Source organism: Dryocola sharpae (assembly GCF_051307055.1).
Taxonomy (GTDB): Bacteria; Pseudomonadota; Gammaproteobacteria; order Enterobacterales; family Enterobacteriaceae; genus Dryocola.
The window spans coordinates 403,699-423,690 of record NZ_CP149994.1 but is presented as its reverse complement, the minus strand read 5'-3'; the positions used below and the strand labels follow the sequence as shown (position 1 = coordinate 423,690).

The 19,992-nt window shown below is 54.2% G+C and carries 21 protein-coding genes; 6 read left to right on the top strand and 15 right to left on the bottom strand.

From position 1 onward, the window contains the following. Positions 1–337: 337 nt before the first annotated feature. The 10 genes from nanQ to zapE form a co-directional block, all read right to left on the bottom strand. A complete protein-coding gene (gene nanQ / locus WLO31_RS02035) occupies positions 338–805 on the bottom strand; it encodes an N-acetylneuraminate anomerase (RefSeq protein WP_435928872.1) in 468 nt (155 codons plus the stop codon). After that, positions 802–1,677, bottom strand: coding sequence for an N-acetylmannosamine kinase (gene nanK / locus WLO31_RS02030; protein WP_435928871.1), 876 nt, complete (start codon positions 1,675–1,677; stop codon positions 802–804). Before nanK ends, nanQ begins: the two co-directional genes overlap by 4 nt. Then, positions 1,674–3,164, bottom strand: a complete 1,491-nt coding sequence (locus WLO31_RS02025; RefSeq protein WP_435928870.1) for an MFS transporter — start codon at positions 3,162–3,164, stop codon at positions 1,674–1,676. The genes nanK and WLO31_RS02025 overlap by 4 nt, the downstream gene beginning before the upstream one ends. 85 nt (positions 3,165–3,249) lie before the next feature. Beyond that, the gene (gene nanA / locus WLO31_RS02020) at positions 3,250–4,149 is read right to left on the bottom strand and encodes an N-acetylneuraminate lyase (RefSeq protein WP_435928869.1); all 900 of its coding nucleotides are present in this window, start codon (positions 4,147–4,149) and stop codon (positions 3,250–3,252) included. A gap of 176 nt (positions 4,150–4,325) precedes the next feature. Further along, positions 4,326–5,108, bottom strand: a complete 783-nt coding sequence (locus tag WLO31_RS02015) for a transcriptional regulator NanR (protein ID WP_435928868.1) — start codon at positions 5,106–5,108, stop codon at positions 4,326–4,328. A 140-nt stretch (positions 5,109–5,248) separates the two neighbouring features. Next, positions 5,249–5,746, bottom strand: a complete 498-nt coding sequence (gene sspB / locus WLO31_RS02010; RefSeq protein WP_435928867.1) for a ClpXP protease specificity-enhancing factor — start codon at positions 5,744–5,746, stop codon at positions 5,249–5,251. Between the two features lie 3 nt (positions 5,747–5,749). Then, on the bottom strand, positions 5,750–6,391 hold the full coding sequence (gene sspA, locus WLO31_RS02005) for a stringent starvation protein SspA (protein WP_435928866.1): 642 nt from the start codon (positions 6,389–6,391) through the stop codon (positions 5,750–5,752). A 322-nt stretch (positions 6,392–6,713) separates the two neighbouring features. Then, positions 6,714–7,106 (bottom strand): 30S ribosomal protein S9, encoded by a 393-nt coding sequence (gene rpsI / locus WLO31_RS02000; protein ID WP_064543072.1) that lies wholly within the window; start codon positions 7,104–7,106, stop codon positions 6,714–6,716. Between the two features lie 14 nt (positions 7,107–7,120). Then, the gene (gene rplM, locus WLO31_RS01995) at positions 7,121–7,549 is read right to left on the bottom strand and encodes a 50S ribosomal protein L13 (RefSeq protein ID WP_167614560.1); all 429 of its coding nucleotides are present in this window, start codon (positions 7,547–7,549) and stop codon (positions 7,121–7,123) included. A 227-nt stretch (positions 7,550–7,776) separates the two neighbouring features. After that, entirely contained in the window at positions 7,777–8,904 is a 1,128-nt protein-coding gene (gene zapE / locus WLO31_RS01990; protein WP_435928865.1) for a cell division protein ZapE, read from the bottom strand. Between the two features lie 179 nt (positions 8,905–9,083). On the opposite strand from zapE, the gene zapG reads away from it, so the two are divergent. From zapG to degS, 3 genes are all read left to right on the top strand, one after another. Further along, positions 9,084–9,485: a Z-ring associated protein ZapG gene (gene zapG, locus WLO31_RS01985; RefSeq protein ID WP_435928864.1), complete on the top strand. Its 402-nt coding sequence runs from the start codon at positions 9,084–9,086 to the stop codon at positions 9,483–9,485. A 177-nt stretch (positions 9,486–9,662) separates the two neighbouring features. Further along, a complete protein-coding gene (degQ, locus tag WLO31_RS01980) occupies positions 9,663–11,033 on the top strand; it encodes a serine endoprotease DegQ (RefSeq protein WP_435928863.1) in 1,371 nt (456 codons plus the stop codon). A gap of 87 nt (positions 11,034–11,120) precedes the next feature. Continuing rightward, on the top strand, positions 11,121–12,188 hold the full coding sequence (gene degS, locus WLO31_RS01975; RefSeq protein ID WP_435928862.1) for an outer membrane-stress sensor serine endopeptidase DegS: 1,068 nt from the start codon (positions 11,121–11,123) through the stop codon (positions 12,186–12,188). Positions 12,189–12,245: 57 nt separating this feature from the next. Here the strand turns inward: degS and mdh are convergent, their stop codons facing one another. Then, positions 12,246–13,184: a malate dehydrogenase gene (mdh, locus tag WLO31_RS01970; RefSeq protein WP_435928861.1), complete on the bottom strand. Its 939-nt coding sequence runs from the start codon at positions 13,182–13,184 to the stop codon at positions 12,246–12,248. A gap of 432 nt (positions 13,185–13,616) precedes the next feature. Between mdh and argR the strand changes: the two genes are divergently transcribed. The 3 genes from argR (at position 13,617) to yhcN (WLO31_RS01955) (ending at position 15,129) form a co-directional block, all read left to right on the top strand. Next, on the top strand, positions 13,617–14,087 hold the full coding sequence (gene argR / locus WLO31_RS01965; RefSeq protein ID WP_435928860.1) for a transcriptional regulator ArgR: 471 nt from the start codon (positions 13,617–13,619) through the stop codon (positions 14,085–14,087). Between the two features lie 386 nt (positions 14,088–14,473). Then, positions 14,474–14,737 carry a peroxide/acid stress response protein YhcN gene (yhcN, locus tag WLO31_RS01960; protein WP_435928859.1) on the top strand — a complete coding sequence of 88 codons (264 nt, stop codon included), beginning with the start codon at positions 14,474–14,476 and terminating at the stop codon, positions 14,735–14,737. A gap of 125 nt (positions 14,738–14,862) precedes the next feature. Continuing rightward, positions 14,863–15,129 (top strand): peroxide/acid stress response protein YhcN, encoded by a 267-nt coding sequence (gene yhcN / locus WLO31_RS01955; protein ID WP_435928858.1) that lies wholly within the window; start codon positions 14,863–14,865, stop codon positions 15,127–15,129. Positions 15,130–15,188: 59 nt separating this feature from the next. Here the strand turns inward: yhcN (WLO31_RS01955) and WLO31_RS01950 are convergent, their stop codons facing one another. The 4 genes from WLO31_RS01950 to aaeA form a co-directional block, all read right to left on the bottom strand. Further along, positions 15,189–15,461 carry a barstar family protein gene (locus tag WLO31_RS01950; protein WP_435928857.1) on the bottom strand — a complete coding sequence of 91 codons (273 nt, stop codon included), beginning with the start codon at positions 15,459–15,461 and terminating at the stop codon, positions 15,189–15,191. A gap of 43 nt (positions 15,462–15,504) precedes the next feature. Next, positions 15,505–16,959, bottom strand: coding sequence for an NAD-dependent succinate-semialdehyde dehydrogenase (locus tag WLO31_RS01945; RefSeq protein WP_435930480.1), 1,455 nt, complete (start codon positions 16,957–16,959; stop codon positions 15,505–15,507). 126 nt (positions 16,960–17,085) lie between these two features. Next, complete coding sequence (gene aaeB, locus WLO31_RS01940; RefSeq protein WP_435928856.1) at positions 17,086–19,047, bottom strand: p-hydroxybenzoic acid efflux pump subunit AaeB; 1,962 nt, start codon at positions 19,045–19,047, stop codon at positions 17,086–17,088. An 11-nt stretch (positions 19,048–19,058) separates the two neighbouring features. Continuing rightward, entirely contained in the window at positions 19,059–19,991 is a 933-nt protein-coding gene (gene aaeA / locus WLO31_RS01935) for a p-hydroxybenzoic acid efflux pump subunit AaeA (protein WP_435928855.1), read from the bottom strand. Between the last annotated feature and the right edge of the window lies 1 nt (position 19,992).

Below are 19,992 nucleotides of genomic sequence, written 5' to 3'. Positions count from 1 at the left end.
TACAGAATATGGTGGCTGTTGTGTCGGGTGGCGCTTCGCTTACCCGGCCTACGGAATGTGGTTACTGTTGTGTCGGGTGGCGCTTTGCTTACCCGACCTACAGAATATGGTGACTGTTGTGTCGGGTGGCGCTTCGCTTAACCGACCTACGGAATGTGGTGACTGTTGTATCGGGCGGCGCTTTGCTTATCCGACCTACGGGAACCGTGCTTATTGTTGTGTCGGGTGGCGCTGGCGCTTACCCGACCTACGGAATCGTTTAAAGCGTAGGGTGGATAAGCGGCAGCGCCATCCACCAGATTGTTCAGCCCGGAGGCGTCACCGCCTCCGGGCTTTTTTATGCTTCCAGCGCGCTGCGATGCAGCTTAATCACGACTTTCTTAATGGTTTCCGCCCGGGAAACCACGCAGCCGGGCTTATGAGGTTCAAGCGGCATAAACACGGCAAACTGACCGGGACGAAGCGTCAGCTGTTGTTCATTATCAATGCGGTTGCAAAGCTGGTAATCCTCCTCCACATGCAGCTCTTCACATTCACGCGCGCTTTCAAAAAGTCCGTAATAAATCCTCTCTGTTCCTGCCAGCAGCACCTGAATATCGATATATTCCCGATGCTGCTCCGCTTTTTTCGTCTCCGGAGCCTGGGTGGAAAACTCCATGACGTTCATAAATAATTTTTCACCCTGTATGGGATAGCTACCCGGCGCCTTGCGCTCCGGTTTCTGCGCCAGAGCCAGACGAACGGCGTTAATCAGCGCCTCGGGTAAGCCTGCGGATTCAGGGTAAAGACTCTCTCCGGTAATCATGGCATGACTTCCTGTGCTAACAGCGCGGCCCCAAGCAGGCCCGCATTATGTTGATGGCGAGCGGCTGACAGGCGGGTACGATAAGTCGCCGGCTCCTCGTTAAGGTTTGCCCGCACCAACTCCAGATACCCTTCGCTAAGACCGACGCTGCCGCCAATTACTACAAGCTGGCAATCCGTCGAAGCTTTGATATCGGCAATCAGGCGGGCCAGCGTTTGCGCCGAACGCTGCTTTAGCGCGGCAGCCTGAGCATGCCCCTGCTGCGCGCGGGCAAAAATCGTTTTTGCATCGCATCCCGCTAAATCGTCCCTGGCCGCCGCCGCAATACCTCGCCCGGAGGCTATAGCCTCCACACAGCCGATACGCCCGCAGCCGCAGCGCGGCCCGTTTGGATCGGCAAGCGTATGGCCGAGATGGCCGGCAAGCCCTCCCGTTCCGACCAGCAGCCTGCCATTGCTGACAATCCCGCCGCCGACGCCCGTCGAGACCGTCAGAAACACCATGTCGCTGATGTCCTCCCGCAGCGCGTGATATTCCGCCCAGGCCGCAGCCTGGGCATCGTTTACGGCAATACAGGGAAGCCGGGTCAGACGGGTTACTGCTTCAACCAGCGGGAAACGGGCAAGCCCGCCGAGGTTGTCGGGATTGATGGCGTTCAGCGCACCTTCCTGAATAATCCCGGTAGAGGCAATGGCTACGCGTTGCGCACGCGCCGTAAAGGGCGCGACCAGTTCGGCCAGGCGGACCTGCAAAGCGTCCTGCGTCTTGCTTGCGGGCGTCGCCAGTTCGCATCGGTCAATAATGTACATTTCCCTGTCGATTAACGCGGCGGCGAGTTTGGTGCCGCCGATATCAATAGCAAGCGTCGTCATTTTACCGCCTTCTCGACTAATACATTTTTGCTGCCCGCATGCACCGCGCCGCTAAAAGGTTTGCCGTCGATAGCATCATGCGTGCGCGCGGCTTGCGGATGAATCCAGCGCTGAATGCGCGACGGCATATCCAGCCCGATTAGCAAAATAACCACAAAGGTTAGGCTGAACGAGAGCGAAGCCAGGGCGGTTCCCAAATCCAGTCGCTGGGCAATGGTCGCGCCAATCACCGGGGCCAGCGCGCCGCCGAGGGCGCCAACGTTGTACGTAAAGCCTAATCCCGCCGCCCGTTGTTCGGTATCGAAATAGCCGCCGATTAATTTCGGCAAAATACCGGAAATCCCCTGACCCAGCATCTGCTGGAAGAACAGCAGCAGGCCCAACACCCAGATATTCCCGCCGCCGATAGCAAACACCGGGATTATCAGCAGCTGGGAAACCAGCAGGCTACATACATAGGCTTTGCGCGTTCCCAGCCAGTCGCCGAGAAAACCGCCCACGCAGCAGCCAACCGCCGCGCCAAAGCCGCTAAAGAACAGCACATGGGCCACCGTGGCGGGATCGTAGGCCAGTTCGGTCTTCAGATAAGTTGGCAACAGCGCCTGGATCGGCCAGGAGTAGAGAAAGGCGAAGAAGACCACAATCATAAGCGTGACGCCCGTCGGCCAGCGTTTACCGCTGCTTTGCACCATAAAGCTGATGAATACCGCGGCACAGATTAGCCCCAGCACGGCGATAATAACCGCATTGCCGACATCGCCGGCAAAACAGAAGTAGAGCGCTGTCGCCACGATAACGGTCAAGCCAATATTGATAATGCGGTGCTCGCCACGATAGAGAATATCAACCATGGTTTTGACCGGTTTTTTATCGGCAAACTTCTCGTGCCAGTCTTCCGCTTCCGGGATATTTTTACGCAGCCAGAGGGCGAAGATAATGGGCAGAATGCCGATAAAAAACAGCGCGCGCCAGCCCCACACGGGTACCACAACGCTATAAATCTGCGCCGCCAGCACGGCTCCGACGGAGAAGCCTGAGATTAAGAACCCGCTCGCCTTGTTACGCAGATGCTTCGGCCAGCTTTCAATGACGTAGGTGGCGCTGGAGCCGTACTCCCCTGCCATCCCCATGCCGATCACCAGCCGGGCGATAAACATGGTGGTAAAACCAGGCGCGAAACCACAGGCCAGGGTACCGAATGAAAACAGGACGATGCTGGTTATCATGGCAAGCTTACGGCCGTAGCGATCGCCCATCGCACCCAGCACCAGGCCGCCAAACCAGCGGGAAATAAAGGCCGCGGAGATAAGGCTCGCGGCCTGCACGGTGGTCAGGCCAAATTCACTTTGTATTTCAGTTAACACTAAAGCTATCAGGACAAAATCGAAACCATCCAGCAGGTAGCCAATCCATGCTGCGGAAAATGCCTTCCATTGCGGCTTAGTCAGATGGCGATACCATGGGATCCGTTGGGTAGTGTTATTCATAAAGCACTCCCGGCGCGGATTAATAATCCGCCCTTTTGTTAGGTCTGATTAGGTTTGATTAATGCCGGTTGCCCGGCATCAGAGATCAGAACGTTGCGCGTTCTGCCTGCAGCTGAGCCGCCAGCGCCTTCAGCTCCGGCAGGTATTGCTCGTCTACCGGCGCAAAAGGTTTGCGGCATAGCGGCACGGCAACGATATCCATGTAGTGCAGCAGCGTTTTCAGGCCGCGGAAAACGCCGACTTTAATCAGCACATCGATAACTTTGTTGCACTCGCTCTGCAGATGCATGGCGCGCTGCATGTCCCCTTCCTGTATCGCACGTTTAATAGCCAGATAACGCCAGCCCATCACGTTATAGGTGCTGCCGATGCCGCCGTCCGCGCCCGCCAACAGGCCAGAAGCAAAGATTTCGTCGTAGCCGTTGTAGAGCACCAGATCGGGATGCGCGCGGCGGATTTTTTCCATCTCATACAGATCGCCGGAGGTCTGTTTAAGGGCGCCTACGCCCGGTAAATTAATCAGCGTGCCGACCTGCTCCAGCGTCAGCTTTACGCCGCTTAAAGCCGGTATATTGTAGACCACCATCGGCAGACCGCCGGAGGCGTCAATCACCGCACGGTAATGATCGCAGTGCTCGTTAAAGCTAAACGGATAGTAAAAAGGCGTGACGGCGGAAACCGCGTCAAAACCGTAGCGATGCGCCGCGCCTGCCAGATGCTGGCTTTCCTGCGTGCTGATAGCGCCTACGTGAGCAATCAGCGTCAGCTTGCCTTTCGCCTCCTCAGCCACGACTTCCAGCACCTGCTCGCGTTCTTTCGCGCTTTGCAAAAATGCCTCGCCGGTGGAACCGCCCACATAAAGTCCGTCCACGCCCTGCTCTATGTTGAAGCGTACAAGGCGGCGAAGGCTGTCCGTATCCACCTGCTCCTGTTGATTGAAGGGAGTCAGCAATGCCGGCATCACGCCCCGAAGATTCTGTGTCATAAACGCCTCTTGTTCTCTGGTTTCAGTTGTAACGATATACCTTTATACCTGTTATACCAGAGCGAAAAGTAAACGCCATACCGGCAGAGCGTCAGAATGTGATCTTGTTCATATGAAATTGCGATGGTCGATCGTTTGTTGCCTGAAAATTACGATCGATAACGGCTCGGCAAAGGCTATTTCTTCGCGCTACGTTTGCGTGGCGCGGCATAATAAGCGGCGAACACGCTTTTAAGGTGGGCTTTTAGCGCGGCCTCTGCGCCGTCGGGATCGCGCGCCTGGATAGCGTTGAGGATCTCAATATGCTGCTGATAGCTGACGTTATTATGCGCGTGAAGCTCTTCCTGCGGCACGGCAGGACGGGCCGCGATCAGCCAGTCCAGCAAAGCGACATGCACGGCCATAAAGATCGGGTTCGCAGGAATTTCAGCCAGTTCGCGGTGGAATTCGATATCGGAGCGAATAAAGAGGTCGTTGTCGTCCAGCGCCTGGCTGTTCATTTCCAGCGCCTTGCCAAGTCGTTCAATCTGCACCTGCGTGGCAAATTCTGCCGCATAGCGCACCAGGCTGGACTCGAAAAACATCCTTAGCTGTTCGAAATGGGCGATGCCGCCGGGACGGGAGAGAAAATCTTTCGCCACGCCGGATAGCTCGCCAATGATGGTGTCTGCGGAAGGACGTGAAACGCGGGCTCGTTCGCCGTTGCTGATTTGCACCAGGCCTTTGCGCTTAAGCGCGGCCAGCGCCTCACGCACGGAAGGACGGCCAACGTTGAAAAAGGCCATCAGTTCGCGCTCGGACGGCAGCTGCTCGCCTTCAGCAAATTCACGTCTGCGAATCATCTGCTCAAGCTCTTCTTCCACCATTTCCGAGAGCTTTTTACGCGCCAGCGGGCGACGGCGCATCGCATGCCCGATGGTATCAGTCGTCTGGTCTGCCTGGTCGTCAAATGTGCTCATAGCGTCAGCAAGGGGCCGTTTTTAAGGAAAGGAGTGAAAAATAATCTTCCGGATCATAACACAGCAGTTGCAGACTTACGAAACAAGTGGCCGGCCGGGACGGGCAATAAAAAAGCCAGTCTGATGACTGGCTTGCGATTTTACTTCACTACGCGCAGAGCCGGACGGCCGCCGCGCGGAGGGGGATCGTCATCCGGGCTATCGTCATCTTCATCATGATCCGGGCGATCGCCATCGATCACCTGCATCATCATTTCTGAATCGGATGCTGCCTGTTCATCATCGCCGTGGCTTTCCATAGCGCCGTCATAGCTGGCTTCCGGCTCAAACATTGTGCCGGCGCCATTCTCACGAGCGTAGATCGCCAGTACCGCCGCCATAGGAACGAATACCTGACGCGGCACGCCGCCAAAGCGCGCGTTAAAACGCACTTCGTTGTTGGCCAGTTCCAGGTTTCCTACCGCGCGCGGCGCGATATTCAGGACAATTTGCCCGTCTCGCGCATATTCCATCGGCACATGCACGCCTGGCAATGTCACATCCACAACCAGGTGCGGTGTGAGCTGGTTATCCAGTAGCCACTCGTAAAAAGCACGGAGCAGATAGGGACGACGCGGTGACAATTGCGACATATCCATCAATTAGCCTCGGGTCTGCAGACGCATTTCGCGCTCGGGTTCGGTCAGAGAGGCAAGGAAGGAATCACGTTCGAATACGCGAGTCATATACCCTTTCATCTCTTTAGAACCCGCGCCTGCAAGCTCGATACCCATCTGCGGCAAACGCCACAGCAGCGGCGCCAGATAGCAGTCCACCAGGCTGAACTCGTCACTCAGGAAGAAAGGCTTCTGGGTGAAGACCGGGGCGATGGCCAGCAGCTCTTCACGCAGCTGCTTACGGGCAACGTCCGCTTCCTGTGCAGAACCGTTCATCACGGTATTCATCAGGGTGTACCAGTCTTTTTCGATGCGGTGCATGTACAGACGGCTTTCACCACGGGCCACAGGATAAACCGGCATAAGTGGCGGATGCGGGAAGCGCTCATCAAGATATTCCATGATGATGCGGGATTCCCACAGGGTCAGTTCGCGGTCAACCAGGGTCGGTACGCTGTGATTTGGGTTGAGGTCAATCAGATCCTGAGGCAGGTTATCCGTTTCCACATGCTCAATTTCAACGCTGACACCCTTTTCGGCCAGCACGATACGTACCTGATGGCTATAGATGTCAGTAGGACCGGAAAACAGCGTCATCACCGAACGTTTGTTGGCAGCGACAGCCATGAAAACCTCCAAGTTTATTCAGAAAATACTGCTAATAGCCGCAAGCGGCGGCTAACCTGACTGTTTATTACCCAACTCACTCGGACTACCATCAGCTCGCCTGAATACAAGGCGAAATCAAACTGATGCCGACATTTGGGCAGAAAATTGGTTGATAGTTTACCAGATTTTACCAGTTTTGTGGGGAGTGGATCTGTAATTTGCGAAAAAGACAATTACTATCAACTAGTTAAAAGCAATAATATAAATTTCGGGCATAAAAAAACCCGGTACAGGACCGGGTTTTTTGCCAATTGCCTTTCTGCGTAAACGCAGAGAACAATTAACGTTTGGAGAACTGAGGACGACGACGTGCTTTACGCAGGCCGACTTTCTTACGTTCAACTTCACGAGCATCACGAGTAACGAAGCCAGCTTTACGCAGTTCGCCACGCAGGGACTCGTCGTACTCCATCAGAGCGCGGGTGATACCGTGACGGATCGCACCAGCCTGACCAGAAGTACCACCACCTTTAACAGTGATGTACAGATCGAATTTCTCAACCATATCAACCAGTTCCAGCGGCTGACGAACTACCATGCGGGCAGTTTCACGACCGAAGTACTGTTCCAGAGAACGTTGGTTGATAACGATTTTGCCGCTGCCTGGTTTGATAAACACGCGAGCTGCGGAACTTTTGCGGCGACCAGTGCCGTAGTATTGATTTTCAGCCATTGCCATAATCCCGATTAAATGTCCAGAACTTGCGGTTGCTGCGCCGCGTGGTTGTGCTCGGTGCCCGCGTAAACTTTCAGTTTACGGAACATAGCACGACCCAGAGGGCCTTTCGGCAGCATGCCTTTAACCGCGATTTCAATCACACGCTCAGGACGGCGGGCAATCATCTCTTCAAAGGTCGCTTGTTTGATACCACCGATGTGGCCGGTGTGATGGTAATACACTTTGTCAGTACGCTTGTTGCCGGTTACAGCAACTTTTTCTGCGTTCAGAACGATGATGTAATCACCGGTATCAACGTGCGGAGTATATTCCGCTTTGTGCTTACCGCGCAGACGGCGAGCCAGTTCAGTAGCCAGGCGACCTAAGGTCTTGCCGTCAGCGTCAACAACATACCAGTCGCGCTGTACGGTTTCTGGTTTAGCTGTAAAAGTTTTCATTAAAAGCTTACCCAATATATAGTTACACGTTGGTGAACACCCAAACGTTTAAAATCAGTTGAGGTTCACGCGACATTGTCCAGCAAACCTACCCCTTCGAATAGCCTATGCCGGCACGACAAAAGTTTTGGGAAAAAAACTTTGGTTGTAACGTGGGGTCGCAAGATTATAGAGAAGTCGTCCTCAAAGATCGACCATAATTTCTCTTTCCCGCGACATATCCGTTTTTACGGCCTGTGCGGCAGGCGCAAATACTCCTCGCTTTGCATTTCCTGCAGGCGCGACAGGCAGCGCTGGAACTCGAACTTAAGCCTTTCCCCTTGATAAATATCGAATAATGGCGCGCTGGCCGAAACCACAAGCTTTACGTGGCGCTCGTAAAATTCATCCACCAGCGCGATAAAACGGCGGGCTTCGTTTTCGGTTGTGGTGGTCATAACAGGCACGTTGAACAGCATAACGGTGTGAAACAGGCGCGATAAGGCGATGTAATCATGCTGGCTGCGGGCATCCACACACAGCGTCTGATAATCCACCGCCAGCGTTTGACTGGCCGTGCCCAACGTCGCCAGCGGGCGATGGTTAATCTCAAGCGTCGGCTCCCCTTCCCGCGGCGTACCCGCCAGCGCGGTATATAAGCTTTCCATTCGCTGTGCCGTTGCCTCGTCCAGCGGCGACAGCCACAGATGCGCCTGCGTCAGCGTACGTAGCCGGTAATCAATGCCCGCATCCACGTTCATCACGTCACAATGTCGTTTTATCGCCTCGATGGCGGGGATAAAGCGCGGCCGCTGCAGGCCGTTGCGATACAGCTCGTCCGGCGGAATATTGGACGTGGCGATTAAGGTAATGCCGCGGGCGAACAGCGCCTTCATTAATGTCCCCAGCAGCATGGCGTCGGTAATATCCGAAACGAAGAATTCATCGAAGCACAGGATATCGGTTTCGGCCTTAAAACCATCCGCCACGATTTCAAGCGGATCGCTGTGTCCCTGCAGCTGCGTAAGCTCTTCGTGCACGCGCAGCATAAAGCGGTGGAAGTGCAGACGCATCTTGCGTCGGCCAGGTAAACTCTGAAAGAACATATCCATCAGCCAGGTTTTTCCACGCCCGACGCCACCCCACATATATAAGCCGCGCACGGGTTCATCACCGGCAGGCGCGGCGCGTTTCCCAAGCAGTTTGCCGAACTTTGCCATCAAGCCGCCGCTTTCAGCGGACGCTGAGCTTTTAGCGGTAAGCGCTTGATAAACAGCCTCAAGGCGTGTTACAGCTTCGCGCTGAACGTCATCCGGTTGGTAGCTGCCCTCAGCCAGAGCCCGCTGATAGCGCGATGTAGGGGAGAGATTTTGCATGGTATTATAATATTCCCTTAGAAATCGTATTGCCGTTTACTGATGTTCTTTAAGTACGGATGTCGAAAAAAAGGTCGTTCTACCCTAAGCGAAGCTGCGTCAGGATTCCACTTCTCTTAGGTTAGCGGTTATAGTGGCTACATTACCCTTACGGATTCACAAGATAACGGGAGAAGTACATGACCTGGGAATATGCGCTAATTGGGTTAGTTGTCGGGATTATCATTGGCGCCGTCGCCATGCGTTTTGGCAACCGCAAACTGCGTCAGCAGCAGGCTTTACAGTATGAGCTTGAGAAAAACAAAGCGGAGCTTGACGAGTACCGCGAAGAGCTGGTCAGCCACTTTGCCCACAGTGCCGAGCTGCTCGATAATATGGCGCACGATTATCGTCAGCTGTATCAACATATGGCGAAGAGCTCCAGCAGCCTGCTGCCGGAACTCTCCGCCGAGGCTAATCCGTTCCGCAACCGTCTGGCTGAATCCGAAGCCAGCAACGATCAGGCGCCGGTACAGATGCCGCGCGACTACTCAGAAGGCGCGTCAGGCTTGCTGCGTACCGAGCGTGCAAAACGCGATTAAGCACGGTAATAAGATTTTTTTTTCGGGGCATGCCGCTCATGCCCCAAATCTCATCTCGCCACGACTATCATTTAAGAATCTTGTCTCATTCAACAACATTGTTACCCGGCTGATATTTCAATAATATCGGTGAGTTATCGGGTTCTCCTTTTTCCAGGTCACGAGAGCAAGCCATTAATGAAGAAACAAACACGATTATTGAGTGCGTTAGCGTTAAGCGTCGGGTTAGCTCTGAGTGCGTCACCTTTTGCCGTTGCCGCGATCCCTTCACAGGTTCCCGGCCAGGCCGCGTTACCAAGCCTGGCCCCGATGCTGGAAAAGGTTTTGCCAGCCGTGGTGAGTGTTCAGGTTGAAGGCACGGCTGCGGCGCCTGCTCAAAAAGTCCCGGAAGAGTTTAAAAAGTTCTTCGGCGACGATCTTCCTCCTTCCGAATCCCAACCTTTTGAGGGGCTGGGCTCCGGCGTGATTATCAACGCCGCCAAAGGGTATGTGCTGACGAACAACCACGTGATCAGCCACGCCGAAAAGATCAGCGTCCAGCTTAACGACGGGCGCGAATTTGCAGCCAAACTAATAGGCGGCGACGATCAGAGCGATATCGCGCTTATCCAGATCCAGAATGCGACAGGGCTGACGCAAATTGCCGTGGCCGATTCCGATAAGCTGCGCGTGGGCGATTTTGCCGTGGCCGTTGGGAATCCCTTTGGGCTGGGCCAGACCGCTACGTCAGGGATCGTCTCGGCTCTGGGCCGCAGCGGGTTAAATCTGGAAGGGCTGGAAAACTTTATCCAGACCGATGCTTCCATCAACCGGGGAAACTCCGGCGGCGCATTGCTTAACCTCAACGGTGAGCTGATTGGCATTAACACCGCCATTCTCGCGCCGAGCGGAGGCAGCGTGGGTATCGGCTTTGCCATTCCGAGCAATATGGCGCAGACGCTGGCCAGACAGCTGATGGAGTTTGGTGAAATCAAGCGCGGCCTGTTAGGCATTAAGGGCACCGAAATGAGCGCTGATATCGCCAAAGCGTTCAATCTGACCACCCAGCGCGGGGCGTTTGTCAGCGAAGTGCTGCCGCAATCCGGCTCGGCCAAAGCGGGCGTAAAAGCGGGCGATATCATCACCAGCCTGAACGGTAAAACCATCAGCAGCTTTGCGGAATTGCGCGCCAAGATCGCAACGACGGAACCGGGCACGGTGGTGAAGCTTGGCCTGCTCCGCGATGGGAAACCGCTGGAAGTAAGCGTCACGCTTGATAAGAGTACCGCTTCATCGGCGAATGCGGAGTTGATTACTCCCGCGCTTCAGGGGGCGACGTTAAGCGACGGTCAGCTTAAAGACGGGGCTAAGGGCGTGAAGCTCGACAGCGTAGAAAAAGGCACGCCGGCCGCGCAGGTTGGGCTGCATAAAGGCGATGTGATTATCGGCATTAACCGCGAGCGTATCCGCACGATTGCAGAAATGCGCAAGATGCTGGAAGGCAAACCCGCGCTAATCGCCCTTCACGTCGTGCGTGGCGAAGATAGTATCTATTTGTTATTGCGTTAATTTGGTCAGTAATCGGACATCACGAGTGCGATGTCCGATTAACTCATGCTATTCTGCGTTCGTTTTCTCACTGATTAACTCAAATCCATGTTTCTGAAGATTTTACGATCGGTGGCGATCGGCCTGATTGTGGCGGCTATTCTGTTGGTCTCTTTACCTTCGTTGCGCCAGCACATCACGCCGCTTGCCCCTTCGACGTTCGACAGTGCCGATGAAACACCGCTGAGCTATAACACCGCGGTGCGACGCGCTGCGCCTGCCGTCGTGAACGTCTATAACCGCAGCGTGGGCAGCAATACCCACAATCAGCTGGAAATAAAAACCCTTGGCTCCGGGGTGATTATGGACGAGCGCGGGTACATCATTACCAATAAACATGTGATTAACGACGCCGAGCAAATCATCGTTGCCCTGCAGGATGGCCGCGTCTTTGAAGCGCTACTGGTCGGCTCCGATAACCTGACCGATCTGGCCGTGTTAAAAATTAACGCCACCGGCCTGCCGCTTATCCCGATAAACAGCAAGCGTATGCCGCATATTGGCGACGTGGTGATGGCCATCGGCAACCCATACAACCTCGGACAGACGATTACCCAGGGCATTATCAGCGCCACCGGCCGTATTGGTCTGAGCCCTTCCGGCCGCCAGTCTTTCCTGCAGACCGATGCTTCCATCAACCATGGCAACTCCGGCGGCGCCCTGGTGAATTCGCTGGGCGAGCTGATGGGCATCAACACGCTCTCCTTTGATAAAAGCAACGGCGGTGAGACGCCGGAAGGGATCGGTTTCGCCATTCCGACGCAGCTGGCGACGAAAATCATGGATAAGCTTATCCGCGATGGCAGGGTGATCCGCGGCTATATCGGCATCGGCGGACGTGAGATCACCCCTTTGCACAGCCCGTCAACCGGCATCGACCAGATTCAGGGGATCATTGTTAATGAGGTTTCGCCGGATGGCCCGGCGGCTAAAGCAGGCATTCAGGTCAATGACGTCATTGTCTCGGTGAACCATAAGCCTGCGATTTCCGCTCTGGAAACGATGGATCAGGTCGCTGAAATTCGTCCAGGCTCGGTGATACCGGTTGAAGTGATGCGTGAAGATAAGAAGATAACCATGCAGGTCACTATTCAGGAATACCCGGCCGGGAACTGATTTCAGACATAAAAAAACCGGAACAGAGATGTTCCGGTTTTTTTTATCTGACAGAGATCACTTATTAACGAACTCTTCGCCCAGCGCGATATCTTTCTTTAGCGTATCCAGCATGCCTTCCAGCGCCTGCTGCTCAAAGGCGCTCAGTTTGCCGTAGGATTTATGCTCCTCGATACCGTTCTTACCCAGCAGCAGCGGCTGGGAGAAGAAGCGAGCGTGCTGGCCGTCGCCTTCAACATAGGCGCACTCGACAACGTTGCTTTCACCCTGCAGCGCGCGCACCAGCGACAGACCGAAACGAGCCGCAGCCTGGCCCATCGACAGGGTTGCGGACCCGCCGCCAGCCTTCGCTTCAACCACTTCGGTGCCCGCGTTCTGGATACGTTTGGTCAGATCGGCAGTTTCCTGCTCGGTGAAGGTAACGCCCGGGATCTGGGACAGCAGCGGCAGGATAGTCACGCCGGAGTGGCCGCCGATTACAGGCACTTCGATCTCGCCAGACTGTTTACCTTTCAGTTCCGCAACAAAGGTATTGGAGCGGATGATGTCCAGCGTGGTAACGCCAAACAGTTTATTCTTGTCGTAGACGCCTGCTTTTTTCAGCACTTCGGCGGCGATAGCAACCGTGGTGTTCACCGGGTTGGTGATGATGCCGATGCAGGCTTTCGGGCAGGTTTTAGCAACCTGCTCAATCAGGTTCTTCACGATGCCGGCATTCACGTTAAACAGGTCGGAACGATCCATACCTGGCTTACGGGCAACGCCTGCGGAGATCAGCACAACGTCCGCGCCAACCAGCGCCGGCGTCGCGTCTTCGCCGCTGAAACCTTTTATTTTCACATCTGTAGGGATATGACTGAGGTCAACCGCTACCCCTGGGGTAACCGGTGCGATGTCATACAGTGAGAGTTCTGAACCTGAAGGCAGTTGGGTCTTGAGTAGAAGGGCAAGCGCCTGGCCGATACCGCCTGCCGCGCCGAGGACTGCAACTTTCATCCTAAACTCCTTATTATGGTTAGCAAAAACGTGCCGTAACTCCATGCGGTGGCGACCATAATCCAGAGAAGGGGTAATTACAATCTTCCCGCCTTCAGACTGCGAGGTTACGCAATCCTCATGCGTTACTGCTGCATTTACTCGCCGGGTGGAAACGACGCCTGAGCGCCCGGTCACTACCTGATGTTGTCACATCAACGGCGGTTACATTACACCTTACCGTCGCATCAAAACAACATCATTTTGATAACATTTAGTTTACTTGCAGGCTTATTTACCAGTCGTGACACAGGCATGTTTCTCGATAACGAAATTTGATAAAATTCGTCTCTTTCATAACATTATTTCAGGCTAACGCCCTTTCATGCATTTTCATAAAAATTCATTTAAATGCATAATAATGTTATCCGTTTACCTATATACAGGTGGCTCATGCGCAACTCCTCAAAACAAGAAGAATTGATTAAAGCCTTCAAATCGCTGTTAAAAGAAGAGAAATTCAGTTCTCAGGGCGAGATCGTTCATGCGTTGCAGAACGACGGTTTTGACAATATTAACCAGTCCAAAGTTTCCCGCATGCTAACCAAGTTTGGCGCGGTACGCACGCGTAATGCAAAAATGGAGATGGTTTACTGCCTGCCCGCCGAGCTTGGCGTGCCGACCACGTCCAGCCCGCTGAAGAACCTGGTGCTGGATATCGACTATAACAATGCGGTAGTGGTTATCCATACAAGCCCGGGCGCAGCTCAGCTGATTGCCCGTCTGCTGGATTCATTGGGTAAAGCGGAAGGTATTCTCGGCACTATCGCCGGGGATGACACTATCTTTACTACACCCGCCAGCGACTTCACGGTAAAGGAGCTTTACGAGGCCATTCTCGTTCTGTTCGAGCAAGAGCTGTAAGCTTTACGCCGCCTGCCCTACCCGCCTTCTCCGTGGCGGGTAATTCTTCTTTAGCCTTTTCTTTGAGCGCGATCGACCGTTTTGTTTCAACCTCACAGCAGATACCCCCAGTCATTACGCCTCCAAAATATGGTTTGTTCTGTTATCGACCGCACAAATAATCAAAGTGCGACAGGTCATTGATTTTTCTGCATTTCATTAAAAACAACGCGCTAAAATTACCGTTTTAATAACTGAATATTATAAAGAGCCATGCTTTTAACGCAAAGTTTCATGTGAAACTGTTAGCAGAGTATTAATTTTTACCGTTATTAGTGTATACTTGATTTTGTGATGAAGGTCACGAAACGATGACCTGAGCAAAAGAATACGACGAGGTAAAAATTATGAACATGAAAAACACTTTAGTAACCGCAAGCCTGCTCTCCATGCTTTCCTTTGGCGCTTTTGCTGCCGCATCTGTCGATGCTGACGGCGCGCAAAACCTGCAGCCGGTGGGCACCATCTCCGTAAGCGGCATCGGTAGCTCACCGATGGATATGCATCAGAAACTGGCGCAAAAAGCCGAGCAGGAAGGGGCTTCTTCTTACCGCATCATTGAAGCGCGTTCCGGCGACCAGTGGCACGCAACGGCTGAACTGTATAAATAACCTGCAGCGCCGCAAGCAGATCAAAGTAAGTATTTAGCAACGATCGTCTCACTCAACGACCGTCAGAACAAAAATCGCAATTTAGCCCTTCCGGCCGTTGGGAAAACTATTCAGGAGTAGACAATATGAAAACCAAATCAACCATCGCAGCCCTTAGCCTTCTGTCCGTTCTCTCTTTTGGCGCTAACGCAGCAGCGCATCAGATCTCCAGCGAACAGACGCAGGGCATGCAATCTTTAGGCAGCATCTCCGTAAGCCAGACAGGCAGCGCGCCGATGGATATGCGTCATGAACTATCACAGAAAGCGGCTGAGAAAGGCGCTTCAGCCTATCACATTACTGAAGCGCGGACGGGCGATACCTGGCACGCTACCGCTGAGCTGTATAAATAAACCCTCGTCGTCAAGTCCGACGACTTTGCCCCCGTTCGCCGGGGGCTTTTTTATGTCCGTTAAACGCGAATATTAAAGCGCAGCTGCCCTTCGAGCTCTTCTTCCGCCTCGTCAAACAGCAGGATTAGCGCGCCATAACGCCGCCTTTTTATTTCCGGCAAATGCACAAACTCAATCTCCACCGGAAGAGGCAACCCTCCTCCCACCACCACATCCCACAAGCTGTCGAGATCGTGGACCTGCCTTTTCTCCAGTGAAAATACCTGGATAAAGCGGCGATAGAACCCCGGCTGATCCTCTATCTCGTTAAAATCAAAAATATATTTTTTCATTTCCGGGCCATCCCAACCAAGCATACGCCGTGCCGCCGTACCGCTACAGGCCGCCAATGTGCAGGGTCTTAACTTCCAGATATTCATCAAGCCCCAGCACCGAGCCTTCCCGACCGAGACCGGACTCTTTCACCCCGCCAAACGGCCCCAGCTCGGTCGATACGGCGCACTCGTTAATGCCGATCATCCCGCTTTCAAGCGCCTGCGACACGCGGAATACACGTTGCAGATTCTGTGTATAGAAGTAGGCGGCCAGACCAAATGGCGTATTGTTGGCTCGCCTGACAGCCTCTTCTTCCGTTTTGAAGCTAAAGCAGGCCGCCAGCGGGCCAAAGGTCTCTTCCTGCGCCAGCTTCATCTCGTCACTGGCGTTGATAATGACCGTTGGCTGCCAGAAGTTACCGCCCAGGTCGTGGCTTTTACCTCCCACCAGCGCTTTACCGCCCTTAGCTAAGGCGTCTTCCACATGCTCACGGACTTTATCGACGGCGGACTTTTCGATAAGCGGTCCGACAACCACACCCTCATCCATACCATTGCCGACTTTGAGCGCCTTCACCGCTTCCGCCAGCTTATTGACGAACCGGTCATAAACGCCTTCCTGAATAAAGAACCGGTTAACGCTAACGCAGACCTGGCCTGCGTTACGGAACTTATTCGCAATCGCGCCTTTTACCGCCTCATCAATATCGGCATCGTCAAACACGATGTATGGCGCGTTACCGCCCAGCTCCATTGAGACCTTTTTCATGGTTTCTGCAGCGTTACGCACCAGCGTTTTGCCCACGGCGGTGGAACCGGTGAAGGAAATTTTACGCACCTCGCGGCTTGCCATAATCGCATCGCTGATTTCCGGGGTATTGCCCGCTACCGCGTTCAGAACGCCGTCCGGCACGCCAGCCTGTTTTGCCAGGGCCAGTAAAGCAAAAGCGGAAAGCGGCGTGTTGTTGGCAGGCTTGATTATCCCGGTACAGCCCGCGGCCAGCGCCGGGCCGAGCTTGCGGGTCAGCATCGCCATCGGAAAATTCCATGGGGTGATAGCCGCTACTACGCCAATCGGCTCGCGCGTCGCGAGAATTCGCGAGCCCGGTTTGATGGGGGGAATAATTTCGCCGTTGGCACGCTTAGCCTGCTCGGCAAACCATTGAATAAAGCTTGCCGCGTATTCAACCTCGCCTTCAGCTTCCTTCAGCGGCTTGCCCTGTTCGGTGGTCATAAGCCGTCCCAGCCAGCTTTTATTTTCAATAATGAGCTGGTACCAGCGATAAAGAATCGTCGAGCGTTCTTTTGCGGTTTTCGCCCGCCAGGCCGGGAAGGCTTTCGCCGCCGCCGCGATAGCCTCTTCGGCCTCTTTCTTACCGGCTTTCGCCACTTTTGCGACTGTTTCACCTGTTGCCGGATTGACCACGTCGAAGGTGTTCGCGAGGCTGCGCCATTCCCCGCCGACCAGATAGCCGGTCTTGAAAAGTTCGCAGTCCTGGAGCGCCTGAATTGTCATCATTTTCTCCTGTTATCTATCGCACATCAGGTAAGTATAGATACAAAAAAGCCGACGCATGACGTCGGCTAAGATTGCTGATAATGAGGGAAAATGCGTGGTTTTTCCCTCTTTGGGGTTAGCAGATTAAGCGTCTATTAGCGTGTGCTGATACTTATGCAGCATATCCGCCAGCCTTTTTACCGGCTCGGTCACCTGTAACGGCGCTTCCCAGTTACGAAGCTTCTGCTGGTAAATATCAAGTTCGCCCAATAGCTGCTCAAAGTACCTGCGTCGTTTGTCGTCATTAGAAGCCGAGATAACTTTATCTGCGGTCGCACGAAGCTGGCGGTGAAAAGCAGACAAATCGGCATTCACCGGAATAGGAGCATCCCGCAATCTCTGGTGCGCAATAATCAATGTGAGCGCCAGACGATAGCGATCGATATCGCCTGGGAAGGTATTCAGCAGCAGAAAAAGCTGCCGGTATAGCGCCGGGAGATGATTTTCCTTGCGACGGTTATTATTGGTGGTCAGCGCCGAAACCGCAGCCGAAACAAACTGATTCAGCAGCGTGCGTCCGGTACGCTCTTTAGAGTTATCCCGCACCAGCAGTATGACCATCATCGCCAGGAAACAGCCGACGATTTGCCCTAGCGTGCTGTCAAGGAAGTTGCTGAAATGAAACGTCATCGGATTATCCAGCACGATAACGTTAATCGTTCCGGCCAGCGCCCCCATCGAGCCCAGCCGACGCTTCTGCACTTCAATACCGATGAAGAATCCCAGCAGCGCAAGGCTAATACACAGCAGCAGCATGCTTTGCTGAGTGGAAGGTATGATCACCAGAAAATAGAATGCGCCAAGCGGCAGGGCGGCCAGCATCCCGTACAGGAAATCCAGCGAAACCATTCGCGGATTGGGTAAACGCATAGCAAGCGAAGTCACGACGGCGATCATCACCATCGCCCCGCTGCCGGATGTCCAGCCGGTCCACAGCCAGAACAGGCAGCCCAGCAGGCAAGAAATCGTCGTGCGCCAGAAGTTGATCATCGCGTGATGACGCTCCGCAGACTGAACTTTGATCACCACTTCGTCAGTCAGGATCTCTTCTTCTACGGCGCTGATACGCGTATTGCTCGCCACGCCATGTTTTAACAGCAGAAAGCGTGTCGCCGCGCCGACCCAGGTGCTGATGGTAACAGGCGTGTTTTTCTCGCCGATTGAGGAAATTACGCGCCTTAAGACCTTCATTCTTTTATGAACGTCCGCCGCGTTTTCTACCGGCGTTTCAAACAGCATTCTGAATTCAGGCGTGACAAATTCAGGCCGGGTATTCTGAATAAGAAAAGTTTCGCAGGCCTGGGTAATCAGCGTTAAGGAAAGGGGGTTAATAGCTTTAAGCCGGCGGTTTGCCTGGCCCCAGCGCGCGGATTCAATCTTCAGATTGCCGCGCATTCCCTCAAGCGCCGTGGTACGGCGGACCATACCGCTCCAGGCTTTATCCACCTCTTCTTTTGCGCCATGTGCAATGCAAAGCTGCATAAGCCGGTAATGATCCACCAGCAAATTGTCCAGCTCGCGGTCGATTTCCTGTTTGATGGAGCGCGGGGAAAAAATTAAATCCGCCAGAATAGCGCAGACGATGCCAATAACGATTTCGCTGCAGCGCTCAACGGCAAACTGCGGCGTGGTAACCGGATTGAGCTGAATAGTGACGACGATAATCAGCGCCGTATAGCCTGAAAGGCCCCAGGCGTAGGAGTTCTCAACTTTGACCAGCGAAGAGATCCAGGTACAAAAGCCGGCCCAGATACAGCACACCAGCAGCATCACGACCGGCGCGCGAATCAGCGAGGTGATAATAACCAGCGCCGCGATACAGCCGATAAAGGTGCCGACGATACGCAGCATGCCGCGATAGCGAATAGCGCCTGAATAGGGTTCGCCGCCCGCCGCAAAGGCGGGACCTGCGGCAACAAGCGCCGCGGTTAATACGGCCCAGCGCGGCGTTTCCAGCTGGAAGTGAAAGCCCACAAAAAGGGCCAGCACAAGGGCAAACGCCAGCTTGAACGCAAAGCGCAGATGCAGTCGGGAGATAGAATACATAATCGCCCGGCTTACCCAAACTCACGCAGGCGATGCATAAATTTCATAAATGCAGAGTCGTGCTCGGTATCACGATCTTTCTCACCGGTGACGACGACCGTAGCCGTGGTGCCTGCCGGGTACAGGTTGCCCTGCTGCTCATCCAGACGAATACGTACCGGCACGCGCTGTGCGAGGCGCACCCATTCCAGGTTAGAGTCCACGGTAGCCATACCTTTTGCATCGCTGGTGCTGCTGGCGTTGGTTACGCCGGCGGAGATGCTGTCAACCGTACCGCGCAGCACACGGTTGCTGCCCAGCGGAGTGATTTGCACGCGATATCCCGGGCGGATGCCTTCAAGCTTGGTCTCTTCCATATAGGCAAGAATGTAGAAAGAGTGCTGTTTCACCAGCGCGATCACCGTCGAACCACGGGTAATAAACTCGCCGCCGTGCACGTTCAGGTTGGTCACCCAGCCATCCGCCGGCGCGCGCACAACGGTACGCTGCAGATCAAGCTGCGCCAGGTCACGCGTTGCTTCAGCTTTTGCCAGCTGATGCAGCACGGTTTGCAGCTGGTTATTCGATTGATCGATTTCCTCACGCGACATCGCCTGAATGCCAAGCTTGTTACGGCGCCCGGCTTCACGGCGTTTTTCACTTGCCAGGGCCTGGTAGTAGGCAACGTCTGCCTGCGCCTCTTCCAGCGCCTTTTGATAGCGCGGCTGGTCGACGGTAAACAGCACCTGGCCTTTTTTAACCAGCTGGTTGTCCTGAACGTTTACGGCGGTAATGAGTCCCGAAACGTCAGGCGCGATCGCGACAATATCCGCAGTAAAGCGGGCGTCACGCGTCCAGGGTGACTCGGTGTAAAACACCCAGGCACGGAAGATAGCGATAAAAGCCAGCAGCACCAGAATCAGCGTGATGGCGGTGCGGATCATTTTTCTTGTAAGTGTTTTCACA